Here is a 16,996-nt window from a genome sequence, read left to right on the forward strand (position 1 = left end):
TAAGGTTTTTATAGATTTTTACATATAAAATAGATAAATAATTCCTTTAAAAAAATATAAAAACATATCATAAACGCATAAAAACACGCCTAAAATCAAAAAAAATCTATTAAGATAAATAAATAAAAAGGCTGTAAAAATACTATTTATATTAACTAATATAATTAAAACAATTTTATTTCTTTTATAAAAAATAAAGCCTTATATATTTAACATATATCAAGGCTACTTATTTAAGCTAAATAAAATTAGAAAGGAGAATTATATTATATATACTTTTTATTAATAAAAAGTTAATTATATTTATTTCTTATTCTATCAATTTTTAAAAGTATATCAAGTTCTTTTACTCTTAAAAATAAATCAAGCGTTTTGATAAATTTATCGCTTATTTTGAATTGCTTTTGTTGCAACCTGATAAAAAATTAGGGGTTAGCAACTATTTTTGAAAATTTATAAAAAGCTATAAATAAATATAAAATATTTTAGTATTAATCTACAGATATTTCATCTATTTTAATTAAATTATTTTCTTGGCTAACAATACTTATACTATGCTCTAATTTAAATCTATCTTTCATAACTTGAGGAAGATAGTAAAGCCATACACCCAAAATTTCGCTAGACTTTTTATAATCTCCACCACATAAAATAAATTCATAATCTAGTTTTCCTTTATAATGTTTTTTAACATAGTCTAATTCTTTTACATTATCGCCATTAAATATTATATATTTTTTAGGCAAGGCTACATATTGCAAAGGGTTTATCTTATAACCTTTACGATAATACACTTTATTATAAGCTACAATATCGTTTTCAAGGATATAAGTAATATCTACTAACCTTGAAGTTGTTTTTGGTGCTGGAGTTAATTTAGCTAAATTTTTTGGCTTATAATTATCTACCTTATTTTTTAACTCATTAGTAATACTCTCTTTATTTGCGTTAAGATAAATTTGTTTTTCTTCTATTCTTTTGCTTAAAAGGTCTAATAGGTTTTCTTCAGCAAAGTCATAAGTGTTGCCTAAATTTAAAATTGTTACAGCTTGTGCCGTGCTAAAAAACATAATTGCAAATAATAATTTTTTATACATATTAATTCTCCTTATCTTTAAAAACTACAATATCACAATTCTTTTTTCTTTGTTTTTCTGAGTTCATAAAATATCTTTTGAATTCTTCAATTTCATATAAGTTTTTCATTCATATCTAATCTCCTGTTTTATATTGTAAATTTATATAATCTTTTAAAGTATAACCAAACCTTTATTTTTTATAAACTTACCTATTTTTTCATCATAATATACTGTTCTACTTTCTATTTCTTTTATTTTTTCATTTAAGCACTCATAAGGGTTATAACCCATTCGTTTAATTATATTTATACAAATAATTATTAGCATTTCTATGCTTGAATATACTAGCTCATTATTAAAATCAAGCTTAAGCCCTGTATAATCATTACTAATCATAGTTGCAAAATTGTGTACTAAATTCCTAAGAGAAGCAAATTCTTTATAATGATTTGGATTAAATTCTCTTAAATTATTTACATTTAAGCAAAATATCACTATATCACATAATTCAGCTACTCGTTCATCATCATTAATAGCTAAATAATACTCTCTTAATTCATCTAATATATTTGATACGAAACCCTTTTGCTGACTTTCATAATCTAACCGCCTTTCTTCTCTCCAAATATCTAGCCTTTGCTTAATTTCCTTTAAATTTTCTATATTCATTTTTTATCCTTTCTAAATCTTTTAAAAATAATTGCATTCTAAAATCTATATAACATAAATATCCAGTAAAACTAAAAGCTAAAAAGATAAAAAGAAAAACAATCATTGTTTTTATTCTTTCAATCATTTTATTTCCTTTTCAATCTAAAATTTTCCCATTTTATTAGATATAATAATTTTAATATTTTTTTAAAATAAAGTTCGTTTTTACATAAATATTATTGTTTTACTTTTATCCCTTTAAAAAAGTATTATTTATCTTTTCTAAGACATTAATAGATATTTTGTTATTAATATCTTTAATGATAATTTGACTAATGTTGTGGTTTTCAATTTTATATATATTATAATCTAAACTAAAACTATAATATTCTTCAAATAAATAATTATCACCTAATACATTAAGCAACCTACTAAATGAAGAATAAAAAGTTCTTAAATATCTTACCTCATCAAAACATAATGTTTTTCCATAAAATGGGTTATTTTTACTTTTAAATTTAAAAATAAAACTTATTACATTATCAATATTAATTAATTCTATATCACTACTTAATTGTATTTTACTCATATAAAATCCTTAAATAAATTATTATTATCATAAATTAAATTATTGTTGTTTTTATTCAATTCTTTCATTATTATTTGCTTAGGTAAAAACTTATAACAAAAATAAGAACAACCAAAAGGAACTCTATTATTACTCATAAGCTCATAGTTAGGATTTAAAAAATCAATTCTCTTATCAAACATAAGTAACTCTAATCCTTTATCTTTAAATAATTGATATGGTGCTACATCATTAAGCCATAAATTTGACATAAGCAAAGCAAAAGGCTTATTAAAAGATAAAGCCCTTTTAAATATTGCTTTCTTGTTTGAAAATGGTGGATTTGATACTATCACATCAAAACATTTAGGTTCGTATTCAAAAAAGTTTTTATTATCTTGTATATGAGAATGAATTACATTAAAACCCTTATCTTTTAAAACCTTAACGAAATTACTATTTAAAGTATCAAAAGGACACCATATAACTTCATTTTTATCTAAATACTCAAGTATAGGAAATACAGCGTAAGCTGGAGTGTAACACTCATCGTTTTTGTTTTTGCTAAATAAAGGTTTAGTCATTTGTTGTCCTTTAATTGAATTAAAGTGTAATAAATAATCAAATCTTGTGTTAAAACATTGCCATTTGATATTCTTTTTTTCTTATTTTTAGTTACAGCATATATACTTGGTAATAAGTCTATGTTATATTCTTTAGTTATATTTGGATATTCGTTTATGTTGATGAATTTAGTTGGAACTTTATATTCAAGTGAAGTAATTAATCGCTTTATATTTAACAGTTTATCATCTATATCCTTATAAAAAACAAAATAATTTAAATCGGTATTAGCAAAAAACTCTTTTTCTTCCTTTTTCTTAATGTTTTTTTGAATATCGTTTTCAAAAGTTGTCATAGGCTTATCTGATATTAATTTATTTCTATCAAGTAAATTTCGTTGCCACAACGAACTAAATTTGTTTGCATTTTCTGACATAAAGGTATTCATTACTTGCACTACATATACATTGTCACTAGTTGGGTTCATTACAGCTATATCTTTAGCGAATTCAAATGCTTGTCTAAACTCAGTAGCAGTTAAAGTATTTAAAGCATTAATAGGAATTTGGTTTATATCAGTAAAGACCTTATCCTTTTTATCTTCTTCTTTTAGTTCTTCTTTTTTAACCTCATCTTTTTTAATTGTTTCATAAAAGAACCAACCTTTTTTAGATTGTTCGTAAAAACTATCTAAGGCTAATAATTGCGTAGATAAAATGCCTATAAAAAAGAAATTATTTAGTTTCATTTTTTATATCCTTATTATAAAAATTAGTTTTTATTTTTTTGATAATTAGGTCAAGTTTTTTACTATTAGCCTTTTTATTAATCTCCTCTAAAACATAATCTAAGGAATAATCCCCATAAGCTATAAATACATTTTCATCATCAGTATTTATATTGGGAGCTTTTACATAATCTATTAGTTCTTTATTAAAGTTTTTTATAAACAATACTGCTGGAACTCTAGTTATGTTGTATGCACGAATGATTTTAGGATTTATACTTAAATTATATGCGTAGTTATCTTGGTTTAACTCCTTTAAGTAATTTAGTGTTGGCTTTAGCTTTGATAAATCATTGCCTATTACTCCTTGTAAAACAAAATCAAAATCATTAGGACTAAGCTTTGCTATGTTTAGGTAGTTTTGTATTGTTTCTTTGCTAAGACTTGAGCTTATTACTATAAAGATTTTTTCGTTATTATCTAGCAACCCTTGTTCTTGTATTTTTTTATATATTTTAAATGTATCTGTATTTTTATAGTCTGTATCATATAAGATGTAATTTTTAGCATTATTGAAATTATCACTATATTGTTTATTATTAATTATAGTTTGTAGGTTATTTTTAATTTCTTTTAAATCTTTATCTTGTTTAGTAATATCTTTATCATAATTAGGCCTTAGGTTTATATCTGATAATTTATTAATATCAAAAGTGTTATTTTCATATACCTTTGCTGAGCTATCATAATTATTGTATTTTTCATTAAATATTTCTTGTTCGTTATTTGCATTTAAAAAATAAATACAAACAAAGCTTAGTAATATTGCCTTTTTCATTTATTATCCTTTTTATCTAAATTGTTTTCTTTTAAAAAAATGTTAATTAGATTGATTAGTTTTTGTGTATCCTCCTTTTTAGAAGTAATTAAATCTGATACTATGGCGTATTGAATTGTCTTTATTAAGTTATAGTTTTCAAAACTTAAGATTATGTCTGATATATTTTTATTTTTTAAACTCCTACTTGTCTTTTGTTTAATTGTATCCTTAGCATAATCAAAAGCTTTATTTGATATAACTAAACATTGCTTTTCATAGTCTTTAGAAATTTTATTAAAAATTGTAAAGCTTAAAAAATTAATAAAGTCTTTTTTAAAAATAGGCTTATTAGTTAAAAGTTTTAGTTCAAATGCTTTTTTATACCAAGTAATTGCTATTTTTTTATACTTTTCGTTTAGCATCTTTTCTCCTTTTTGGTTTATATAAATAATTTAGCTAATTAATAAAAAATAGTTCGTTTTTACAAAAAAATATATTTTTTTTTGTAAAAAGACAAAAAAGCTACATATTTTAAGGGGTGAAATAAGTGTTCTTATTAACAGTGGTTCATCTATTAGGGGGTGAAATAAGTGTTCTTATTATGTAGGTATTAAAATACTAATTTTTAAAAAAATAGGGTGTGAAAAAAGATATATTATTAATATATTATATTAATTACAAGGTGTAAAACTATAGGGGGTGAAATAAGTGTTCTTATATGTCGTTTTTTTAAAAAATATATAAAAAAATTTTTTAATAATAAAAAATACTTTTATAAAGGGTCAAAATTAATCAAAAGCTATTATAAAAATCTATAGAAAATATACCTATAAATTAATAATATATATCAAAACAAAAAAATGATTTTTTATTTTTTAGTTTAAAATATATATTAATTAAACATTATATCACTAATATATAACTAAAAATTATCTTAAGATAATATTATATAACTAATATTTAAATAATGCTAAATTCATAATAAAAATTAATTAACTAATATTTAAGTAATAGTATATTATATAAATACATTATTTTACTAATATTTAAATATTACTTAAGTAATAGACATATTAATTATTATATTAATTAATTATTATTTAAGTAATTATTAAGTAATATTTTATTATAATTATATACATTAATTAAATAATATTTAATTATACTTTATCTAGGAGTAAAAATGAGTGAAGAAAAGAATTTCAAAGAATTTTGTAAAGACTTAGAAAATAGTTTTCAATATTTATCAGATGAAATTATTAGAACGCAAAAGTGTATAAATAATTTAACTTTAACTTTAGAACAAGTATGTGGGTGCTTAGAAGATAATAAAATAAAAATAGATGAAAATATCCAATATAGACTAGATTTTATAAAAGATATTCTATTTGATGAGGTTGATGAAGAAGTAAGTTTTTCAGAATATATAGAATTGAAGAAGTCAGAAAATGAATAAAATACAATATAAAAAAAATAAAAGACTAAATCGCTTAAAAAACTTTTTAAGTGATTTAGATATTATTTGTGATAAGTATTATTCTAATTTTTTACCTAATGAAGAACATTATATTTATGATTTATTTGAATTACAAAAATTAGTTAAAAAAGATATAGAAATTACAGAAAAACAAATATTAAAAATGCAAAGAATTTGTTAAGGATTTAAAATAAAAATAAAAACAATAAAAATTAAAAAGGAGAAATAAAAATGGATAATCTAATAGCTATTGATTTAGGCTACGGAGATATTAAAGTTTGTTATAAAAATAAATTATTTAAGTTTCCTAATGCAGTTAGTAAGAAAGGTATTACTATTAATAGATTTGAAAGCATAGCAGAAAAAGTAAATAGTAATGAGTATTTATTTAATGATAAGAAATATATTGTAGGTGATAAAGTTAACAATGCTTATGAAACAAGAGATTTTGAATTACTTTATAAACACGCACCACTTTTAATATATCATGCTTTAAAATTAGCTGGAGTAGATACTACTAGAAAAGATTTAGTATTAGCTACTGGACTTAGTGTTTTAAATATCAATGAAGTAAATAGGTTTTGTGAAAGAATTAAGAAAGTATATGTAAATAATGAAAGTATTGAATTTGCTGAAATTAAAATTAGACCACAAGGTAGAGGTATTTTTGATAGTTATAATAAAGACAAAAACGGACTTGTTTATGTAATAGATATAGGCTTTAATACTTTAGATATATTACCTTATAAAGATGGTGTAGGCTTAAGTGATGGTTGCTTTGCAAATACTAAGGGAGCTAATATCATCATTAATCAATTAGTAAATATACTATCTAATAATTTTCCAAAGATTGATTTTACAGAACAAAAGGCTAAAGAAATATTTATAAATGGTTATATTGAAATCGCTGGAGAAAAAATAGATTTTCAAAATGAAATACAAGAGCTAAAAAGTGATTATACTGAATATTTAATAAATATGCTTTATACAAAAAATGCCATTTTATATGAAGCTAATAAAGTAATTTTTAGTGGCGGTGGAGCATACTTTTTAGATAAGCTACTCGTAAAAAATTTAGTAAAAACAGCAGATTTTAGCGATATACCTTATGAGTTTGCTAATGTCAGGGGATATTATGAGTATTACAAAAACACATATACAAGTAAAGCTACAAAGTAAGTTAGCTATAAGTATTGTTGAAAAATTAGGCAGAAATAAAAGGGTGTTTTTAGAACAAGCTATAATAGAATATGCTAAAAAATTAGAAAAAGAAGATAAATTAGATATTTTTATAGATACTACTGATGAAGAAACTGAATATTTAAAAGACAATACAGAGCAAAAAGATAGCATAGAAACACTATCTATCAAAGAAAATAATAAGGATAGCTATTCTTTTGAATATTAAACTATAAGAGTGGTAATACCACTTTTGTAGTTTAAATTATGTCTAACATAATATAAATTTAAAACCAATTAAACATAATTATTTTAAAATTATTCACTTATGAAAAATACTAAAAAGTATCTTTAATAAACGAAAATATTACCTTTAAATAAAGGTTAGGGGCTAAAAGCACCCTAAAAGTTAGTAAAGTTACTCCAGTAGTAATTTTGTAATCTATTTAAATTTAATTTATAGATAAGATTATTTAAAAAATTAATTCTCTCTATATAAATATTAACGAACCAACATTTAAAAATATAAAACTCATAAATGTTCTAAACTAGTGTAACTTTTTAGAATTAAACAACATAAAAAAGCTCTTTTGGTTTAATACCATTATAATAGCAAGCCTCTTCTAAATCAGCTATTGATATAAAGCTATTAAGTCTTATATCATTATATGGATATTTAAAATCACCTTTTATGTTTTCAATTTCTTTTAAGATTTTTAAAGCTTTAGCTTTTGATACTTTTTTTGCATTAATTTCAATTATTTTCATTTTTTATCCTTTGTATTTTATTTTTAAACTCCAAAGGACAATACACTCTCATAGGAGTGTTTTGCTCCTATGGAGAACAATTTGTTTTTTTGTTAAATTTAAAAAGAAATAAGTAGTATCCTAAAGTTAGGAATATTACTTATTCCCAACTTAGGGTAAATGTATAAATTAAAGAGCTTTATTTTTTATTTTGTTCTTTTGACTTTAAATGATCTATGCTGTAATATAGCATAAATAAGCAAAATGCACCTAAAAATGCTAATGGTATGAAAGCCATTATAAATCCTTTCTGATATTATCTAGTATAATACCAATAAAAAAACAAAAAAGGCTTATTACAAGCCCACTTACTATTATTAGTATAGCAAAAGTTGAAAAATCTGCTTTAAATACAAATGTAACTGCCAAAGCAATTATTATACTAAAACCACTTGTATAAAAACCTCTTGCAAAATTCTCTAATACAAATTTATTATAAAAAATATATTTTTTTAAATATTTTTTCATATTATATCCTTTTTAAAATTAATTTAAAAATAAACCAACCCCAAAAAGAAAAATAACACCCATAATGGGAATATTCTTCCCATAGGGGGTAATTTTTATATTTTTAAAAACTATAAAGCACCTAAAACCTCATCAAGCTTACCATTAAGCATAAGGTCATTTATATCTTTGCCATAATTAGCATTCCAACGAACAATTTTTGCAAATATTCCGTGTTTTCTAAGCATAGAATAAAGATTATCACTAGCCTTACGACCAGCATCATCTTCATCAAGACATAAATAAATTTTTTTACCTTTTAGTAATCCAATAAAGTTTTCTTTAAAACCCCAACAACCACTAAGACCTATTGCATATTTATCTTTTAAGCAAAGTGCATCAATATGCCCCTCACAAATAAATACTTCTTTAGCATTAGTGATTAAGTCCTTATTTAAACCAAACGGCAAGGCTAGAGCTAAATCTCTATTACTAAGGTTTATTTCCTTAATTTTAGCTCCTTTATGCGTTGCTCTAAACATTAATCCATTAACCATATTGTTATATAGGCCAAAAAATGGCACTATACAAATATTGTGATAATGTAAAAACTCATTATTTGTATTTAAAATCTTAAAATTTATTAAATCTTTTAGTGGAAAGAATTTATTTAATAATGCAACTAAATCATTTTTATCATTTTTACTAATAAATCCGATTTGTTTTATTATTTTATTATCAATTCCACGACTTTTATAATAAGCTATTTTTTGATTTTGATTTGTAGTTAAGCTAAATCTATAAATAAATGTTAAAACAAATTTATATCTTTGACTTAAAGTCATTTCCTTATAGGCTCTAATATAATCATTTAACCTAATATTTAAAAATGGTCTTGTCTTATCAAAATCCATAAGCTCTATTTCTTTTTTAACCCTTGATGATTTTTTTAATTCACTATGGCAACAATTTTCTAATATGCTAAAAGTAGAGCCTAACCATTCAACAGCACCTTTAAAATCAGTGTTTAAAACGATTTTTGTAATATCTATATTATCCCCACTTAATCCACAAGCAAAGCATTTACAAGTATTAGTATTTTGTTTTATACCCATACTAGCACTTTTATCGCTATTATTGTGAAATTTGTAGTTAGGACAATGAAACATACGCCCATTTTTAGTATTTTCTCCACCTAACGCCTCTATTACATTAGCGATAGGAATATTTTTTATTGACACAAGGTCATACTTACTACCCATTTTTCGCCTCCTTAAAGCATTAGGTAATTAATAAAAATATTTATTTGTTTTTAGGTCTTTTAACCACTAACTGATTATTTAATAGATTTAGAATAAGTTTGCATAAATTCATCTAAAGATTTATCATACCAACTATCAATCTGTGCCTCTTCGTATAAGATCTCATCATCTATATAATCAGGCTCTTGCATAGCTAAGTAATCTAATAAGCTATAATAATTACACTTAATACTTTCATTTATGTTTATTAAATAATCTCTTGCATGTGTAGGAAAAAAGTTTTCTAAACTCCATACATCATCTTCTACAATCATAGGAGCTAATTTTCTAAAAATAAATTTTTGAAATAATGTAGGGGTTTCTAAATCCCAACCAACAACTTTACAAAGGCTTTTTGATAAATCAACTCTAGCTACTCTTCCTTTGTATCCTTTTTTAAATAAATTAATTAAATTTGCCATTTTAAATCCTTTCTACTCATTACATTTGACTTAGGCTTGTCAAAGTGAGTTTTTATTTTATTTAGCTAATTGCTAAATCAAACCCAATAGAAAGGAGCAATACAATACCCATAAGGGGTAGAGATTACCCCAAGTGGGTTTTGTTTAGAAATTAATACTAGTTACCACCGCCGTTATCGGTGTCTAAACCTCTAGCAAAGTTTAGCGTTTTAACTTTTTTGGCTATTAGCTTATAGGTAAAAAGCATAAGCTTTGCTACATAATACGCTAACATGAAGTAAGGTATTAAAGCTACACTTACGCCAAATCCATTAAGCCACATAAAGCCAACTTCATCATCTGGCACGATGAGACCCATAGCTAAGCAAAACAAAGCAACAGCTACAAGGGCATAAATGATGTGCCAAATGGTAATTAGCTTTATCATGCTAATGCCCCCAATGAATGTAGCATTGTAAATGCAAAATCATCATCTCCACATTGCCAAAAAGCCCTTTGGAAATAATATTTAATTTTGCAATTATCAAATGAAAATTTAAGCAAACTTTTCATTGAGAGTAAAAGATGTAGTCGCCTTTTTGCTTGGTTTCTTATAAACAAGATATGATGATCTCCATACATATCTTTTTCTATATCTCTTAGCTCTAAGCTAAAATGTTCTTTTATTTTGGATAGATAGCTAATAAAATTAGCTATATCCTCTTTGTTTTGAGAGGTTGCTATTTTTTTTAGCTCTTTAATTGTTTTAATTTCAAATTTAAGCCACTCTGTACTAATTCCATCATTAGCTACTTCTAGCTTATTTTGAAAATAAGCTATTTTTTTATTTAGTATGCTTGTTGTCATAATTTATCCTTTGTATTTTATTTTTAAAACTCCAAAGGGTAGTATTCTCCTAACGAAGAATTACTCCGTTTGGAGAACATTTTGTTTTTAAAATTAAAAGAAATAAGTAGTATTCTAAAGTTAGGAATATTATTTACTCCCAACTAGGGTCCGTTAATTTTGTTAGCTTAAAGCACCTAAAACCTAATTCAGATTATTTTCTCTTCTAGGCATTTAACATAATCTATATTTAAAGTGTCTAACTCATTTAATAGTGATATTAATATTGAGCTATACTCATTTAAATAGCAAGAATAATCAGCATTTATTTGATTACAAAATGCAATAGCTTTTAAATATCCTAAGACATCATTAATTTTAAAAATAAAGCTATATTCGTAGTTTTCTACCAACTTTTTATTTATATCCTTATCTTCAATTACACATAAGGTTAAAATAGTCATTTCACATAAGCTATTTATTTTCTCATATTCACTATTTGCCAAATAATATTTATGTATCTTATCTAACATATCAGTTAAATATGTTTTTCTTTGCTTGATCACATCTAACTTATTTTTACTAGACCATTCATTTAGTCTTTTTTTAATCTTTAGCATTTTTTCTAAATTCATTTATAACTCCTTTATTTTCAACACTAAAACACTTAAGACAAAGAACTTTATAATTGTCGCCAACCATTGCTCCACCTAAGTGTTTATGAATTATGGCAATTTTGCCACAGCATTCACACATAGCATTTAATTTTGTTATACTATCTGCAAAAGGAATAAGCGTTGCTACACTATCCCATAATTTGTTTGACCCTGCCATACTACTTAGCCCAGCACAAATTACATCATTATCAAGTGATAACTCAATAACTCTTTGCACTAGGCTTTCATCTAAAAACTGAACCTCATCAATTAACAAGATATAACCCTTATAATTATTGAAAAGTTTAGTTTCATCTACTATTTTATAACCATCAGCTAAAGTAATATCTCTAGCTATAAAATTCCTATTATCTATACTGTTCCTAATAAAAATATAATTAGAATTGTTTTGGTGTAGTTGCACCATTCTTCTAATTAATTCAGTTGATTTACCAGAACGCATAGTTCCTAAAATTAAAGTAAGCATTAAAATCCTTTTTGATAAAAAATAAATACAAAAGGAATAAATAAGTATCCTAAAGTTAGGAATATTACTTATTCCCAACTTAGGGTAAATGTATAAATTAAAGAGCTTTATTTTTTTTCTTGCTCTTTTTCTTGCTCTAGTATATCCATCTTATCACAATATTTAAAGTATTTATAGCAAACCAACGCAAGTATTACAATCCCTATGTAATTCATTTTTGTCTCCTTATTGACTCTAAGGTAATCCATATCCCTATCAATGCAATTACATAAGCCTCTTTTTTATCGCTAAATGTAATCACATCATATATACTATTAGCTAATACAGCCATGCCTAAAATCTTTAAAAGCTCCAATACTTTATTTCTTGGCAGCTTTATATATTCAAGCAATGTTTTCCATATTATTTTTGCTAACCATATTACAATAGTATAAAAAGCTTGAATAATTTTTTTTAAAATATCCATATTGTAACCTTTTAGATTAAATTTAAAAATAAAAACCAACCCAAAAAGAAAAATAAACCCCATAATGGGAATATTCTTCCCATAGGGGGTAATTACTAATTTAGCTTATTTTCAAAGAACCTTTTATAACACTTTCTTTTTGATATTTTTCCAAAAGTTCTGGGTAATCATTACCAAAACTCTTACTATCAAAAGATTTTCTTGTGCTTTCAGCAGTAATTGAAATATTGCCACTAACAACACTAAGTTTTTTAATATTTAGTGTTTCTAATACATTTTTTAAATCTTCTTTTTCGCTATCTAAAGCTTTTTCTTGTTCTTTTAAGTCTTTTACTCTAGCAACTAATTTCTCAGCTCTTTGTTTTATCTCATCGCTAAGCTCAATTGTTTCATTACTATTAACTAAAGGACAAGTATTTTTATGAGAACATTTACCACAGTATCCTTGAATTTCAGCTTTAGGTTCTTCTTTAGTATCTAATGCGTATTTTAATTTTTGTATTTTTTCAAATGCCAATTTTAATAAAAAGTCATTCCTTTTTATTTCAAAAAACTTATAATCACCATTATTTACATCTATTGCAAACACAAACGCTGAAATAGGCTTATTAGGTATTTTTTTCTCAAGTAACCATATTTGTAATTGAACTTGTAAAATCCAACTTTCATAAGGTAGTTCAGGTATTCCACTAACACTTTTACATTCAAAAATTAATGTCTCATTCTTACCATTTAACACAAAATCAATATGTGCTTTTAAACTAAGTTCATCAAAACCTACTTCAACTTGCGATAAAAGATTTAATCCTTGAAATGCTTTTTGTAAAATACCCTCAGCTAAATGACCTCTAAGAAAAACTAAATTTTGTTTAGTATCAATTATTCTAGGTTGTACTTTATTTAAATAACTAGCCCTTAAACAACCTCCTATATCAGAGGCACCAATATACTTACTTCTATCACCTAATGTAATTTCAGTATCTTTATCCATAACTTTTGCAAGGTTTTCTTCAAACCAAACATTAATTTTTTCAACTCTTTCCATGAGTTCTCCTTTTTAAAAAATTTTTAGCATAAATACTAAAGAAAACCCATAAAAGAATAAAATAGTAGTATTACCCATAATGGGAATATACTTTTTATATCCCCTAATGGGCTTTATTTAACAATTTAAAAATATTAATAAATTAAGAATAAGAGGGCAAAGCCACTCTTGTATTTTTATAATAAATCTATAGGCTAAATTTATACAAAATATATTTTTGCATCAAAGAAAGCAGTGTCTTCTAAGCATAATTCTTTAAAATCATCTGAATTTGCAAACTCTTCATTATCTGTTATAGCATAATCATAATACGCACAGCGTTCTAAAAAGTAGTCAAAGCCATATAATTTTATTGTTTTTTGAATATTTTCTTTTAATTCTTTAATGTTTTTAGAGTTATCTAATATATTATCAATATTGTTATCACAAATATATTTAAATACTTCATCTTTAAAAGAAATATTGCTATAAGTATAATAGCCATTTAATTTTTTAATTTTCATTGTTAATCCTTTAAAATTTGTATTATTGAAAAATGTTTCTAACTTAAGAATAAAAACTCAAAAGTTAGAAAAAGTATTTTATTTGTTTAAATAATTTGCTAAATGATAGCCAACTGATACCCAAAATAAAGCATTAGAAAAAGCCATAAAATAGCGATTGAAAAAATATTTTTTTAGTTTTTTCATAATTTTTATGCTATAATCAATAAAGTAATGATTAAAGCAACTATGAGTTAAACCCACAAAAGTGGATTTAACTGAATAATCTTTCTAACTAATTAGAAAGCCGATTATTTCAACGAGTAAAATAATACATTTGGCTGTCGTATAAGTTATACTCAATATTTTTATAAGTTGCTTTAACTTACTTTTTTCCAAAGCAAATCACCCCCCTTTCTAATTAGAGGACTTATTAAAAACTCAACGAAAAGCGTATCCCGTAAGAGAACCAAACGCTCCCCCTACTGATTGGGAAAATACACCTTACAAAGCAGTTAGCATTTGCTGGGCTTCTATTGATTTTTTTTGTTTAATTTTGTGTGTGTTTAAATTTTTGTGTGGAATAATATTTAGTTAATTTCTCTAACAACTAAAAAGCATTTTTTTGGGTCGTTTATATTATAAATATTACATCTATAATCTTCCCAGTTGATTTCTTGTAAAAAGTCATCAGATATTAACTCATCGCTAGATAAAAGATTTTCTATTCTTTTATTGATAATATCTTCAGATATATTTTCATCATTTAAATTAAATTCTTCTAAATCATAAGCAAGACTTTCTATAGCATAAGAACGGATTTCTTCGTAAAAAAAGTCTTTAAATAATTCATTAATTTTTTCTACACCTAAACCAAAAGAATAGTTATATCTTAATTCTTCCCATAATTGATTTTCTAAGTCAAAGTCTAATTCTTCATCTTCACTATAAAGGCTAGAGTATTCATCCACTAAACTACTTATAATATATTCAGCGTTTTCTCTTGTAGCACCTATTCTATAGTTATATTTTTCATTGTATTCAACGAAATCATTAACAACTTTGCTTACTAAATCTTCTAAACTTATTGTTTTTAAATATTTTATTGTCATTTTTTATCCTTTGTTTTGATTTTAATTTGTTAATTTTTAATAATAATTATCCTTTTAATGTAATTTTTACTAAGTGAAAGTTTTAAAAGGATTGTAGTATCTCAGTAATGAAAATAGTTATTATCAATAAGAGTGTAATAAGTATTAGCTAATTAATTAAATTAGCTGAGGTAATAATTAATTTGAATTGTATTGTAAATCAATACAAAAAACTAAATGATAGTTATTATAAAATATCAATTATTGTTTTTTACCTTTAGCCATATCTATTTCTTTAATTTTTTCATCTAACTTATTTTGAAAGGCCTTAAGTTTATCTATAACTCCCTCGCCAAAAATATTAGCGATAAGTAATATGATAATACAAAATATCAATACAACATCTATTAGTATATCTATCATTTTTGCTCCTTTATTGTCATTATTACTATCAATGAAAGCATTAATAAAATTATTTCATGTTTATCAAATAAAGCTGAAAAGCCATTAACAAACAATCCATAGCCTATTAATTCCCATCTTTTACTATCTCTGTATCTAAATACAAAGATTAAAGCTGATACCACAATAGCAATAATATACTTTATTACATTTATTATCTTTCTCATAATTTTAACCTTTTTTTTGTTAATTTTGTTTTAAGCCCAAAAGCGATAAAATATCTCATAAGAAGATAAAGTCATCCCTTTAATAGGTTTTTAAAAGTAAAGAGTAGAGTTAATAGACTAAATAACTACATAACTCCTTACTTTCACCATAGATTATTTTAAAAAAACCTTTATCTTCTGTTTTTTCTTGTAAATAATCATTTAGTTCTAATAAGTTGTCGCAATTTTCATCTAGCCATTCTTTAAAAAGTTCAGCTTTTGATATATAGTCTTCATCATCTACTTCGTCTAAATATTCTTCATTAAGCTCTAATTGTTCTAAAATATCATCTATATCAACTCCTAGTTCATCTATTATAAAATTTACAATTTCATCACTACCAAATTGACAATTAGAATAATTTACCCAAAAATTATCAGCAAAATCCATTACATTACAAATAGTATCCATACCATCGATATAATCTTCAATTATGTTGCTTATAGCACCAAAATTATAGTTATCCTTTAACCAAAACTTGCAAATGCGTTCAGCACATAATTCAGCGTATTCATAAGTTTCCATAGTTACATTAATTTTCATTTTTTTCTCCTTAAATTGTATTAATTGTTTTTGATTTTTTTAATTAATTTTTTTTTAATTGAATTAGATTGTTAATAAAATTAAATGTAGTAAAAACTACATAAACTAAAAGGCCTTTTTAAAATTAAAAAGGCACATCTTCATAAGAGTTTTGTTGATAATTATTAGCTTGATTATTACCTTGTTGATAGTTGTTTTGAATTTGATAGTTTTGTTGAGAATTACTATCTTGTTGATGACCATTATTTGTTTGGTAATTATTAGCTTGATAATTAGTGTTTGGTTGGTTGTTAGTATTTTGTTGTTGATAATTATTTCCTTGATAGCCATTGTTTTGATTATCAGCTGGTTTATTATCTAACATCTCCATACTTTCAACTACAAGTTGAATTTTTGAACGATTTTGATTAGTTGCATTATCAACCCATGTTTGTTGTTGTAAATAACCCTCTACTAAAACTTTAGAACCTTTTTTAAGGTATTGATTAACAACCTCAGCAAGTCTATTAAAAAATACTACATCAATAAACAAAGTTTCTTCTCTTTTTTCTCCGTTATTATCAGTGTGATATCTACTTACAGCAATAGAGTTGTTTAATACAGCACTTCCACTTGAAGCAAGTGTTTTTAACTCATTATCTCTTACTAAGCGTCCTAATAAAATTGTTTTATTCATTGTTTATCCTTTAA

Annotated in this window: 28 protein-coding genes; 4 read left to right on the top strand and 24 right to left on the bottom strand. The window is 24.1% G+C overall.

Features of this window, described 5'->3' with window-relative positions:
• Positions 1 to 491: 491 nt before the first annotated feature.
• The 8 genes from NY022_RS03705 to NY022_RS03740 all read right to left on the bottom strand — a co-directional run bounded on the left by NY022_RS03705 (position 492) and on the right by NY022_RS03740 (position 4,831).
• On the bottom strand, positions 492 to 1,097 hold the full coding sequence (locus NY022_RS03705) for a hypothetical protein (protein WP_267523614.1): 606 nt from the start codon (positions 1,095 to 1,097) through the stop codon (positions 492 to 494).
• A 153-nt stretch (positions 1,098 to 1,250) separates the two neighbouring features.
• Positions 1,251 to 1,748 carry a hypothetical protein gene (locus tag NY022_RS03710; RefSeq protein ID WP_267523616.1) on the bottom strand — a complete coding sequence of 166 codons (498 nt, stop codon included), beginning with the start codon at positions 1,746 to 1,748 and terminating at the stop codon, positions 1,251 to 1,253.
• Positions 1,720 to 1,875, bottom strand: a complete 156-nt coding sequence (locus NY022_RS03715; RefSeq protein WP_267523619.1) for a hypothetical protein — start codon at positions 1,873 to 1,875, stop codon at positions 1,720 to 1,722. The genes NY022_RS03710 and NY022_RS03715 overlap by 29 nt, the downstream gene beginning before the upstream one ends.
• A gap of 105 nt (positions 1,876 to 1,980) precedes the next feature.
• Positions 1,981 to 2,319, bottom strand: coding sequence for a hypothetical protein (locus tag NY022_RS03720; protein ID WP_267523621.1), 339 nt, complete (start codon positions 2,317 to 2,319; stop codon positions 1,981 to 1,983).
• The gene (locus tag NY022_RS03725) at positions 2,316 to 2,882 is read right to left on the bottom strand and encodes a sugar-phosphate nucleotidyltransferase (protein WP_267523623.1); all 567 of its coding nucleotides are present in this window, start codon (positions 2,880 to 2,882) and stop codon (positions 2,316 to 2,318) included. The genes NY022_RS03720 and NY022_RS03725 overlap by 4 nt, the downstream gene beginning before the upstream one ends.
• The gene (traF, locus tag NY022_RS03730; protein WP_267523625.1) at positions 2,879 to 3,610 is read right to left on the bottom strand and encodes a conjugal transfer protein TraF; all 732 of its coding nucleotides are present in this window, start codon (positions 3,608 to 3,610) and stop codon (positions 2,879 to 2,881) included. Before traF ends, NY022_RS03725 begins: the two co-directional genes overlap by 4 nt.
• Positions 3,597 to 4,427 (bottom strand): TrbC family F-type conjugative pilus assembly protein, encoded by an 831-nt coding sequence (locus NY022_RS03735; protein ID WP_267523627.1) that lies wholly within the window; start codon positions 4,425 to 4,427, stop codon positions 3,597 to 3,599. The genes traF and NY022_RS03735 overlap by 14 nt, the downstream gene beginning before the upstream one ends.
• Entirely contained in the window at positions 4,424 to 4,831 is a 408-nt protein-coding gene (locus NY022_RS03740) for a hypothetical protein (RefSeq protein WP_267523629.1), read from the bottom strand. Before NY022_RS03740 ends, NY022_RS03735 begins: the two co-directional genes overlap by 4 nt.
• 761 nt (positions 4,832 to 5,592) lie before the next feature.
• On the opposite strand from NY022_RS03740, the gene NY022_RS03745 reads away from it, so the two are divergent.
• Genes NY022_RS03745 through NY022_RS03760 form a run of 4 tightly spaced genes read left to right on the top strand, consistent with a single transcriptional unit; the run spans position 5,593 to position 7,294 of the window.
• Positions 5,593 to 5,865, top strand: a complete 273-nt coding sequence (locus NY022_RS03745) for a hypothetical protein (protein ID WP_267523630.1) — start codon at positions 5,593 to 5,595, stop codon at positions 5,863 to 5,865.
• On the top strand, positions 5,858 to 6,067 hold the full coding sequence (locus NY022_RS03750) for a hypothetical protein (RefSeq protein ID WP_267523632.1): 210 nt from the start codon (positions 5,858 to 5,860) through the stop codon (positions 6,065 to 6,067). The genes NY022_RS03745 and NY022_RS03750 overlap by 8 nt, the downstream gene beginning before the upstream one ends.
• Before the next feature lie 50 nt (positions 6,068 to 6,117).
• Positions 6,118 to 7,065 carry a ParM/StbA family protein gene (locus tag NY022_RS03755; protein WP_267523634.1) on the top strand — a complete coding sequence of 316 codons (948 nt, stop codon included), beginning with the start codon at positions 6,118 to 6,120 and terminating at the stop codon, positions 7,063 to 7,065.
• Entirely contained in the window at positions 7,022 to 7,294 is a 273-nt protein-coding gene (locus NY022_RS03760) for a hypothetical protein (protein ID WP_267523636.1), read from the top strand. The genes NY022_RS03755 and NY022_RS03760 overlap by 44 nt, the downstream gene beginning before the upstream one ends.
• Positions 7,295 to 7,632: 338 nt before the next feature.
• On the opposite strand, the gene NY022_RS03765 is transcribed toward NY022_RS03760, so the two are convergent.
• The 16 genes from NY022_RS03765 to NY022_RS03840 form a co-directional block, all read right to left on the bottom strand.
• The gene (locus NY022_RS03765) at positions 7,633 to 7,833 is read right to left on the bottom strand and encodes a hypothetical protein (protein ID WP_267523639.1); all 201 of its coding nucleotides are present in this window, start codon (positions 7,831 to 7,833) and stop codon (positions 7,633 to 7,635) included.
• A gap of 276 nt (positions 7,834 to 8,109) precedes the next feature.
• On the bottom strand, positions 8,110 to 8,340 hold the full coding sequence (locus NY022_RS03770; RefSeq protein WP_267523641.1) for a hypothetical protein: 231 nt from the start codon (positions 8,338 to 8,340) through the stop codon (positions 8,110 to 8,112).
• Between the two features lie 110 nt (positions 8,341 to 8,450).
• Complete coding sequence (locus NY022_RS03775) at positions 8,451 to 9,581, bottom strand: toprim domain-containing protein (RefSeq protein WP_267523642.1); 1,131 nt, start codon at positions 9,579 to 9,581, stop codon at positions 8,451 to 8,453.
• Between the two features lie 74 nt (positions 9,582 to 9,655).
• On the bottom strand, positions 9,656 to 10,042 hold the full coding sequence (locus NY022_RS03780; protein WP_267523644.1) for a hypothetical protein: 387 nt from the start codon (positions 10,040 to 10,042) through the stop codon (positions 9,656 to 9,658).
• Positions 10,043 to 10,199: 157 nt separating this feature from the next.
• Complete coding sequence (locus NY022_RS03785) at positions 10,200 to 10,469, bottom strand: hypothetical protein (protein WP_267523646.1); 270 nt, start codon at positions 10,467 to 10,469, stop codon at positions 10,200 to 10,202.
• Positions 10,466 to 10,888 carry a hypothetical protein gene (locus tag NY022_RS03790; protein WP_267523648.1) on the bottom strand — a complete coding sequence of 141 codons (423 nt, stop codon included), beginning with the start codon at positions 10,886 to 10,888 and terminating at the stop codon, positions 10,466 to 10,468. The genes NY022_RS03785 and NY022_RS03790 overlap by 4 nt, the downstream gene beginning before the upstream one ends.
• A gap of 188 nt (positions 10,889 to 11,076) precedes the next feature.
• Positions 11,077 to 11,502, bottom strand: coding sequence for a hypothetical protein (locus tag NY022_RS03795; protein ID WP_267523649.1), 426 nt, complete (start codon positions 11,500 to 11,502; stop codon positions 11,077 to 11,079).
• A complete protein-coding gene (locus NY022_RS03800; protein ID WP_267523651.1) occupies positions 11,474 to 12,010 on the bottom strand; it encodes a thymidine kinase in 537 nt (178 codons plus the stop codon). Before NY022_RS03800 ends, NY022_RS03795 begins: the two co-directional genes overlap by 29 nt.
• Before the next feature lie 211 nt (positions 12,011 to 12,221).
• Complete coding sequence (locus NY022_RS03805; protein ID WP_267523653.1) at positions 12,222 to 12,476, bottom strand: hypothetical protein; 255 nt, start codon at positions 12,474 to 12,476, stop codon at positions 12,222 to 12,224.
• Between the two features lie 100 nt (positions 12,477 to 12,576).
• Positions 12,577 to 13,521 carry a Dna2/Cas4 domain-containing protein gene (locus tag NY022_RS03810; protein WP_267523655.1) on the bottom strand — a complete coding sequence of 315 codons (945 nt, stop codon included), beginning with the start codon at positions 13,519 to 13,521 and terminating at the stop codon, positions 12,577 to 12,579.
• A gap of 200 nt (positions 13,522 to 13,721) precedes the next feature.
• A complete protein-coding gene (locus NY022_RS03815) occupies positions 13,722 to 14,024 on the bottom strand; it encodes a hypothetical protein (RefSeq protein WP_267523657.1) in 303 nt (100 codons plus the stop codon).
• A gap of 569 nt (positions 14,025 to 14,593) precedes the next feature.
• Positions 14,594 to 15,115, bottom strand: coding sequence for a hypothetical protein (locus NY022_RS03820; protein ID WP_267523658.1), 522 nt, complete (start codon positions 15,113 to 15,115; stop codon positions 14,594 to 14,596).
• A 240-nt stretch (positions 15,116 to 15,355) separates the two neighbouring features.
• The gene (locus NY022_RS03825; RefSeq protein WP_267523659.1) at positions 15,356 to 15,517 is read right to left on the bottom strand and encodes a hypothetical protein; all 162 of its coding nucleotides are present in this window, start codon (positions 15,515 to 15,517) and stop codon (positions 15,356 to 15,358) included.
• Complete coding sequence (locus NY022_RS03830; protein WP_267523660.1) at positions 15,514 to 15,723, bottom strand: hypothetical protein; 210 nt, start codon at positions 15,721 to 15,723, stop codon at positions 15,514 to 15,516. Before NY022_RS03830 ends, NY022_RS03825 begins: the two co-directional genes overlap by 4 nt.
• A gap of 109 nt (positions 15,724 to 15,832) precedes the next feature.
• Entirely contained in the window at positions 15,833 to 16,306 is a 474-nt protein-coding gene (locus NY022_RS03835; protein WP_267523662.1) for a hypothetical protein, read from the bottom strand.
• A gap of 124 nt (positions 16,307 to 16,430) precedes the next feature.
• On the bottom strand, positions 16,431 to 16,982 hold the full coding sequence (locus tag NY022_RS03840) for a single-stranded DNA-binding protein (protein ID WP_267523663.1): 552 nt from the start codon (positions 16,980 to 16,982) through the stop codon (positions 16,431 to 16,433).
• Positions 16,983 to 16,996: the final 14 nt, after the last annotated feature.

It is taken from the genome of Campylobacter sp. MG1, from assembly GCF_026616895.1.
Classification (GTDB): Bacteria; Campylobacterota; Campylobacteria; order Campylobacterales; family Campylobacteraceae; genus Campylobacter_E.

What these genes read in the sequence shown, in the direction of transcription:
- NY022_RS03835 (WP_267523662.1), bottom strand. Translation starts at nt 16,306, where the DNA reads ATGAAAATTAATGTAACTATGGAAACTTATGAATACGCTGAATTATGT.
- NY022_RS03720 (WP_267523621.1), bottom strand. Translation starts at nt 2,319, where the DNA reads ATGAGTAAAATACAATTAAGTAGTGATATAGAATTAATTAATATTGAT.
- NY022_RS03770 (WP_267523641.1), bottom strand. Translation starts at nt 8,340, where the DNA reads ATGAAAAAATATTTAAAAAAATATATTTTTTATAATAAATTTGTATTA.
- NY022_RS03745 (WP_267523630.1), top strand. Translation starts at nt 5,593, where the DNA reads ATGAGTGAAGAAAAGAATTTCAAAGAATTTTGTAAAGACTTAGAAAAT.
- NY022_RS03795 (WP_267523649.1), bottom strand. Translation starts at nt 11,502, where the DNA reads ATGAATTTAGAAAAAATGCTAAAGATTAAAAAAAGACTAAATGAATGG.
- NY022_RS03735 (WP_267523627.1), bottom strand. Translation starts at nt 4,427, where the DNA reads ATGAAAAAGGCAATATTACTAAGCTTTGTTTGTATTTATTTTTTAAAT.
- NY022_RS03765 (WP_267523639.1), bottom strand. Translation starts at nt 7,833, where the DNA reads ATGAAAATAATTGAAATTAATGCAAAAAAAGTATCAAAAGCTAAAGCT.
- NY022_RS03805 (WP_267523653.1), bottom strand. Translation starts at nt 12,476, where the DNA reads ATGGATATTTTAAAAAAAATTATTCAAGCTTTTTATACTATTGTAATA.
- NY022_RS03710 (WP_267523616.1), bottom strand. Translation starts at nt 1,748, where the DNA reads ATGAATATAGAAAATTTAAAGGAAATTAAGCAAAGGCTAGATATTTGG.
- traF (WP_267523625.1), bottom strand. Translation starts at nt 3,610, where the DNA reads ATGAAACTAAATAATTTCTTTTTTATAGGCATTTTATCTACGCAATTA.
- NY022_RS03825 (WP_267523659.1), bottom strand. Translation starts at nt 15,517, where the DNA reads ATGATAGATATACTAATAGATGTTGTATTGATATTTTGTATTATCATA.
- NY022_RS03705 (WP_267523614.1), bottom strand. Translation starts at nt 1,097, where the DNA reads ATGTATAAAAAATTATTATTTGCAATTATGTTTTTTAGCACGGCACAA.
- NY022_RS03820 (WP_267523658.1), bottom strand. Translation starts at nt 15,115, where the DNA reads ATGACAATAAAATATTTAAAAACAATAAGTTTAGAAGATTTAGTAAGC.
- NY022_RS03800 (WP_267523651.1), bottom strand. Translation starts at nt 12,010, where the DNA reads ATGCTTACTTTAATTTTAGGAACTATGCGTTCTGGTAAATCAACTGAA.
- NY022_RS03725 (WP_267523623.1), bottom strand. Translation starts at nt 2,882, where the DNA reads ATGACTAAACCTTTATTTAGCAAAAACAAAAACGATGAGTGTTACACT.
- NY022_RS03775 (WP_267523642.1), bottom strand. Translation starts at nt 9,581, where the DNA reads ATGGGTAGTAAGTATGACCTTGTGTCAATAAAAAATATTCCTATCGCT.
- NY022_RS03715 (WP_267523619.1), bottom strand. Translation starts at nt 1,875, where the DNA reads ATGATTGAAAGAATAAAAACAATGATTGTTTTTCTTTTTATCTTTTTA.
- NY022_RS03790 (WP_267523648.1), bottom strand. Translation starts at nt 10,888, where the DNA reads ATGACAACAAGCATACTAAATAAAAAAATAGCTTATTTTCAAAATAAG.
- NY022_RS03815 (WP_267523657.1), bottom strand. Translation starts at nt 14,024, where the DNA reads ATGAAAATTAAAAAATTAAATGGCTATTATACTTATAGCAATATTTCT.
- NY022_RS03755 (WP_267523634.1), top strand. Translation starts at nt 6,118, where the DNA reads ATGGATAATCTAATAGCTATTGATTTAGGCTACGGAGATATTAAAGTT.
- NY022_RS03750 (WP_267523632.1), top strand. Translation starts at nt 5,858, where the DNA reads ATGAATAAAATACAATATAAAAAAAATAAAAGACTAAATCGCTTAAAA.
- NY022_RS03760 (WP_267523636.1), top strand. Translation starts at nt 7,022, where the DNA reads ATGAGTATTACAAAAACACATATACAAGTAAAGCTACAAAGTAAGTTA.
- NY022_RS03810 (WP_267523655.1), bottom strand. Translation starts at nt 13,521, where the DNA reads ATGGAAAGAGTTGAAAAAATTAATGTTTGGTTTGAAGAAAACCTTGCA.
- NY022_RS03780 (WP_267523644.1), bottom strand. Translation starts at nt 10,042, where the DNA reads ATGGCAAATTTAATTAATTTATTTAAAAAAGGATACAAAGGAAGAGTA.
- NY022_RS03785 (WP_267523646.1), bottom strand. Translation starts at nt 10,469, where the DNA reads ATGATAAAGCTAATTACCATTTGGCACATCATTTATGCCCTTGTAGCT.
- NY022_RS03830 (WP_267523660.1), bottom strand. Translation starts at nt 15,723, where the DNA reads ATGAGAAAGATAATAAATGTAATAAAGTATATTATTGCTATTGTGGTA.
- NY022_RS03740 (WP_267523629.1), bottom strand. Translation starts at nt 4,831, where the DNA reads ATGCTAAACGAAAAGTATAAAAAAATAGCAATTACTTGGTATAAAAAA.
- NY022_RS03840 (WP_267523663.1), bottom strand. Translation starts at nt 16,982, where the DNA reads ATGAATAAAACAATTTTATTAGGACGCTTAGTAAGAGATAATGAGTTA.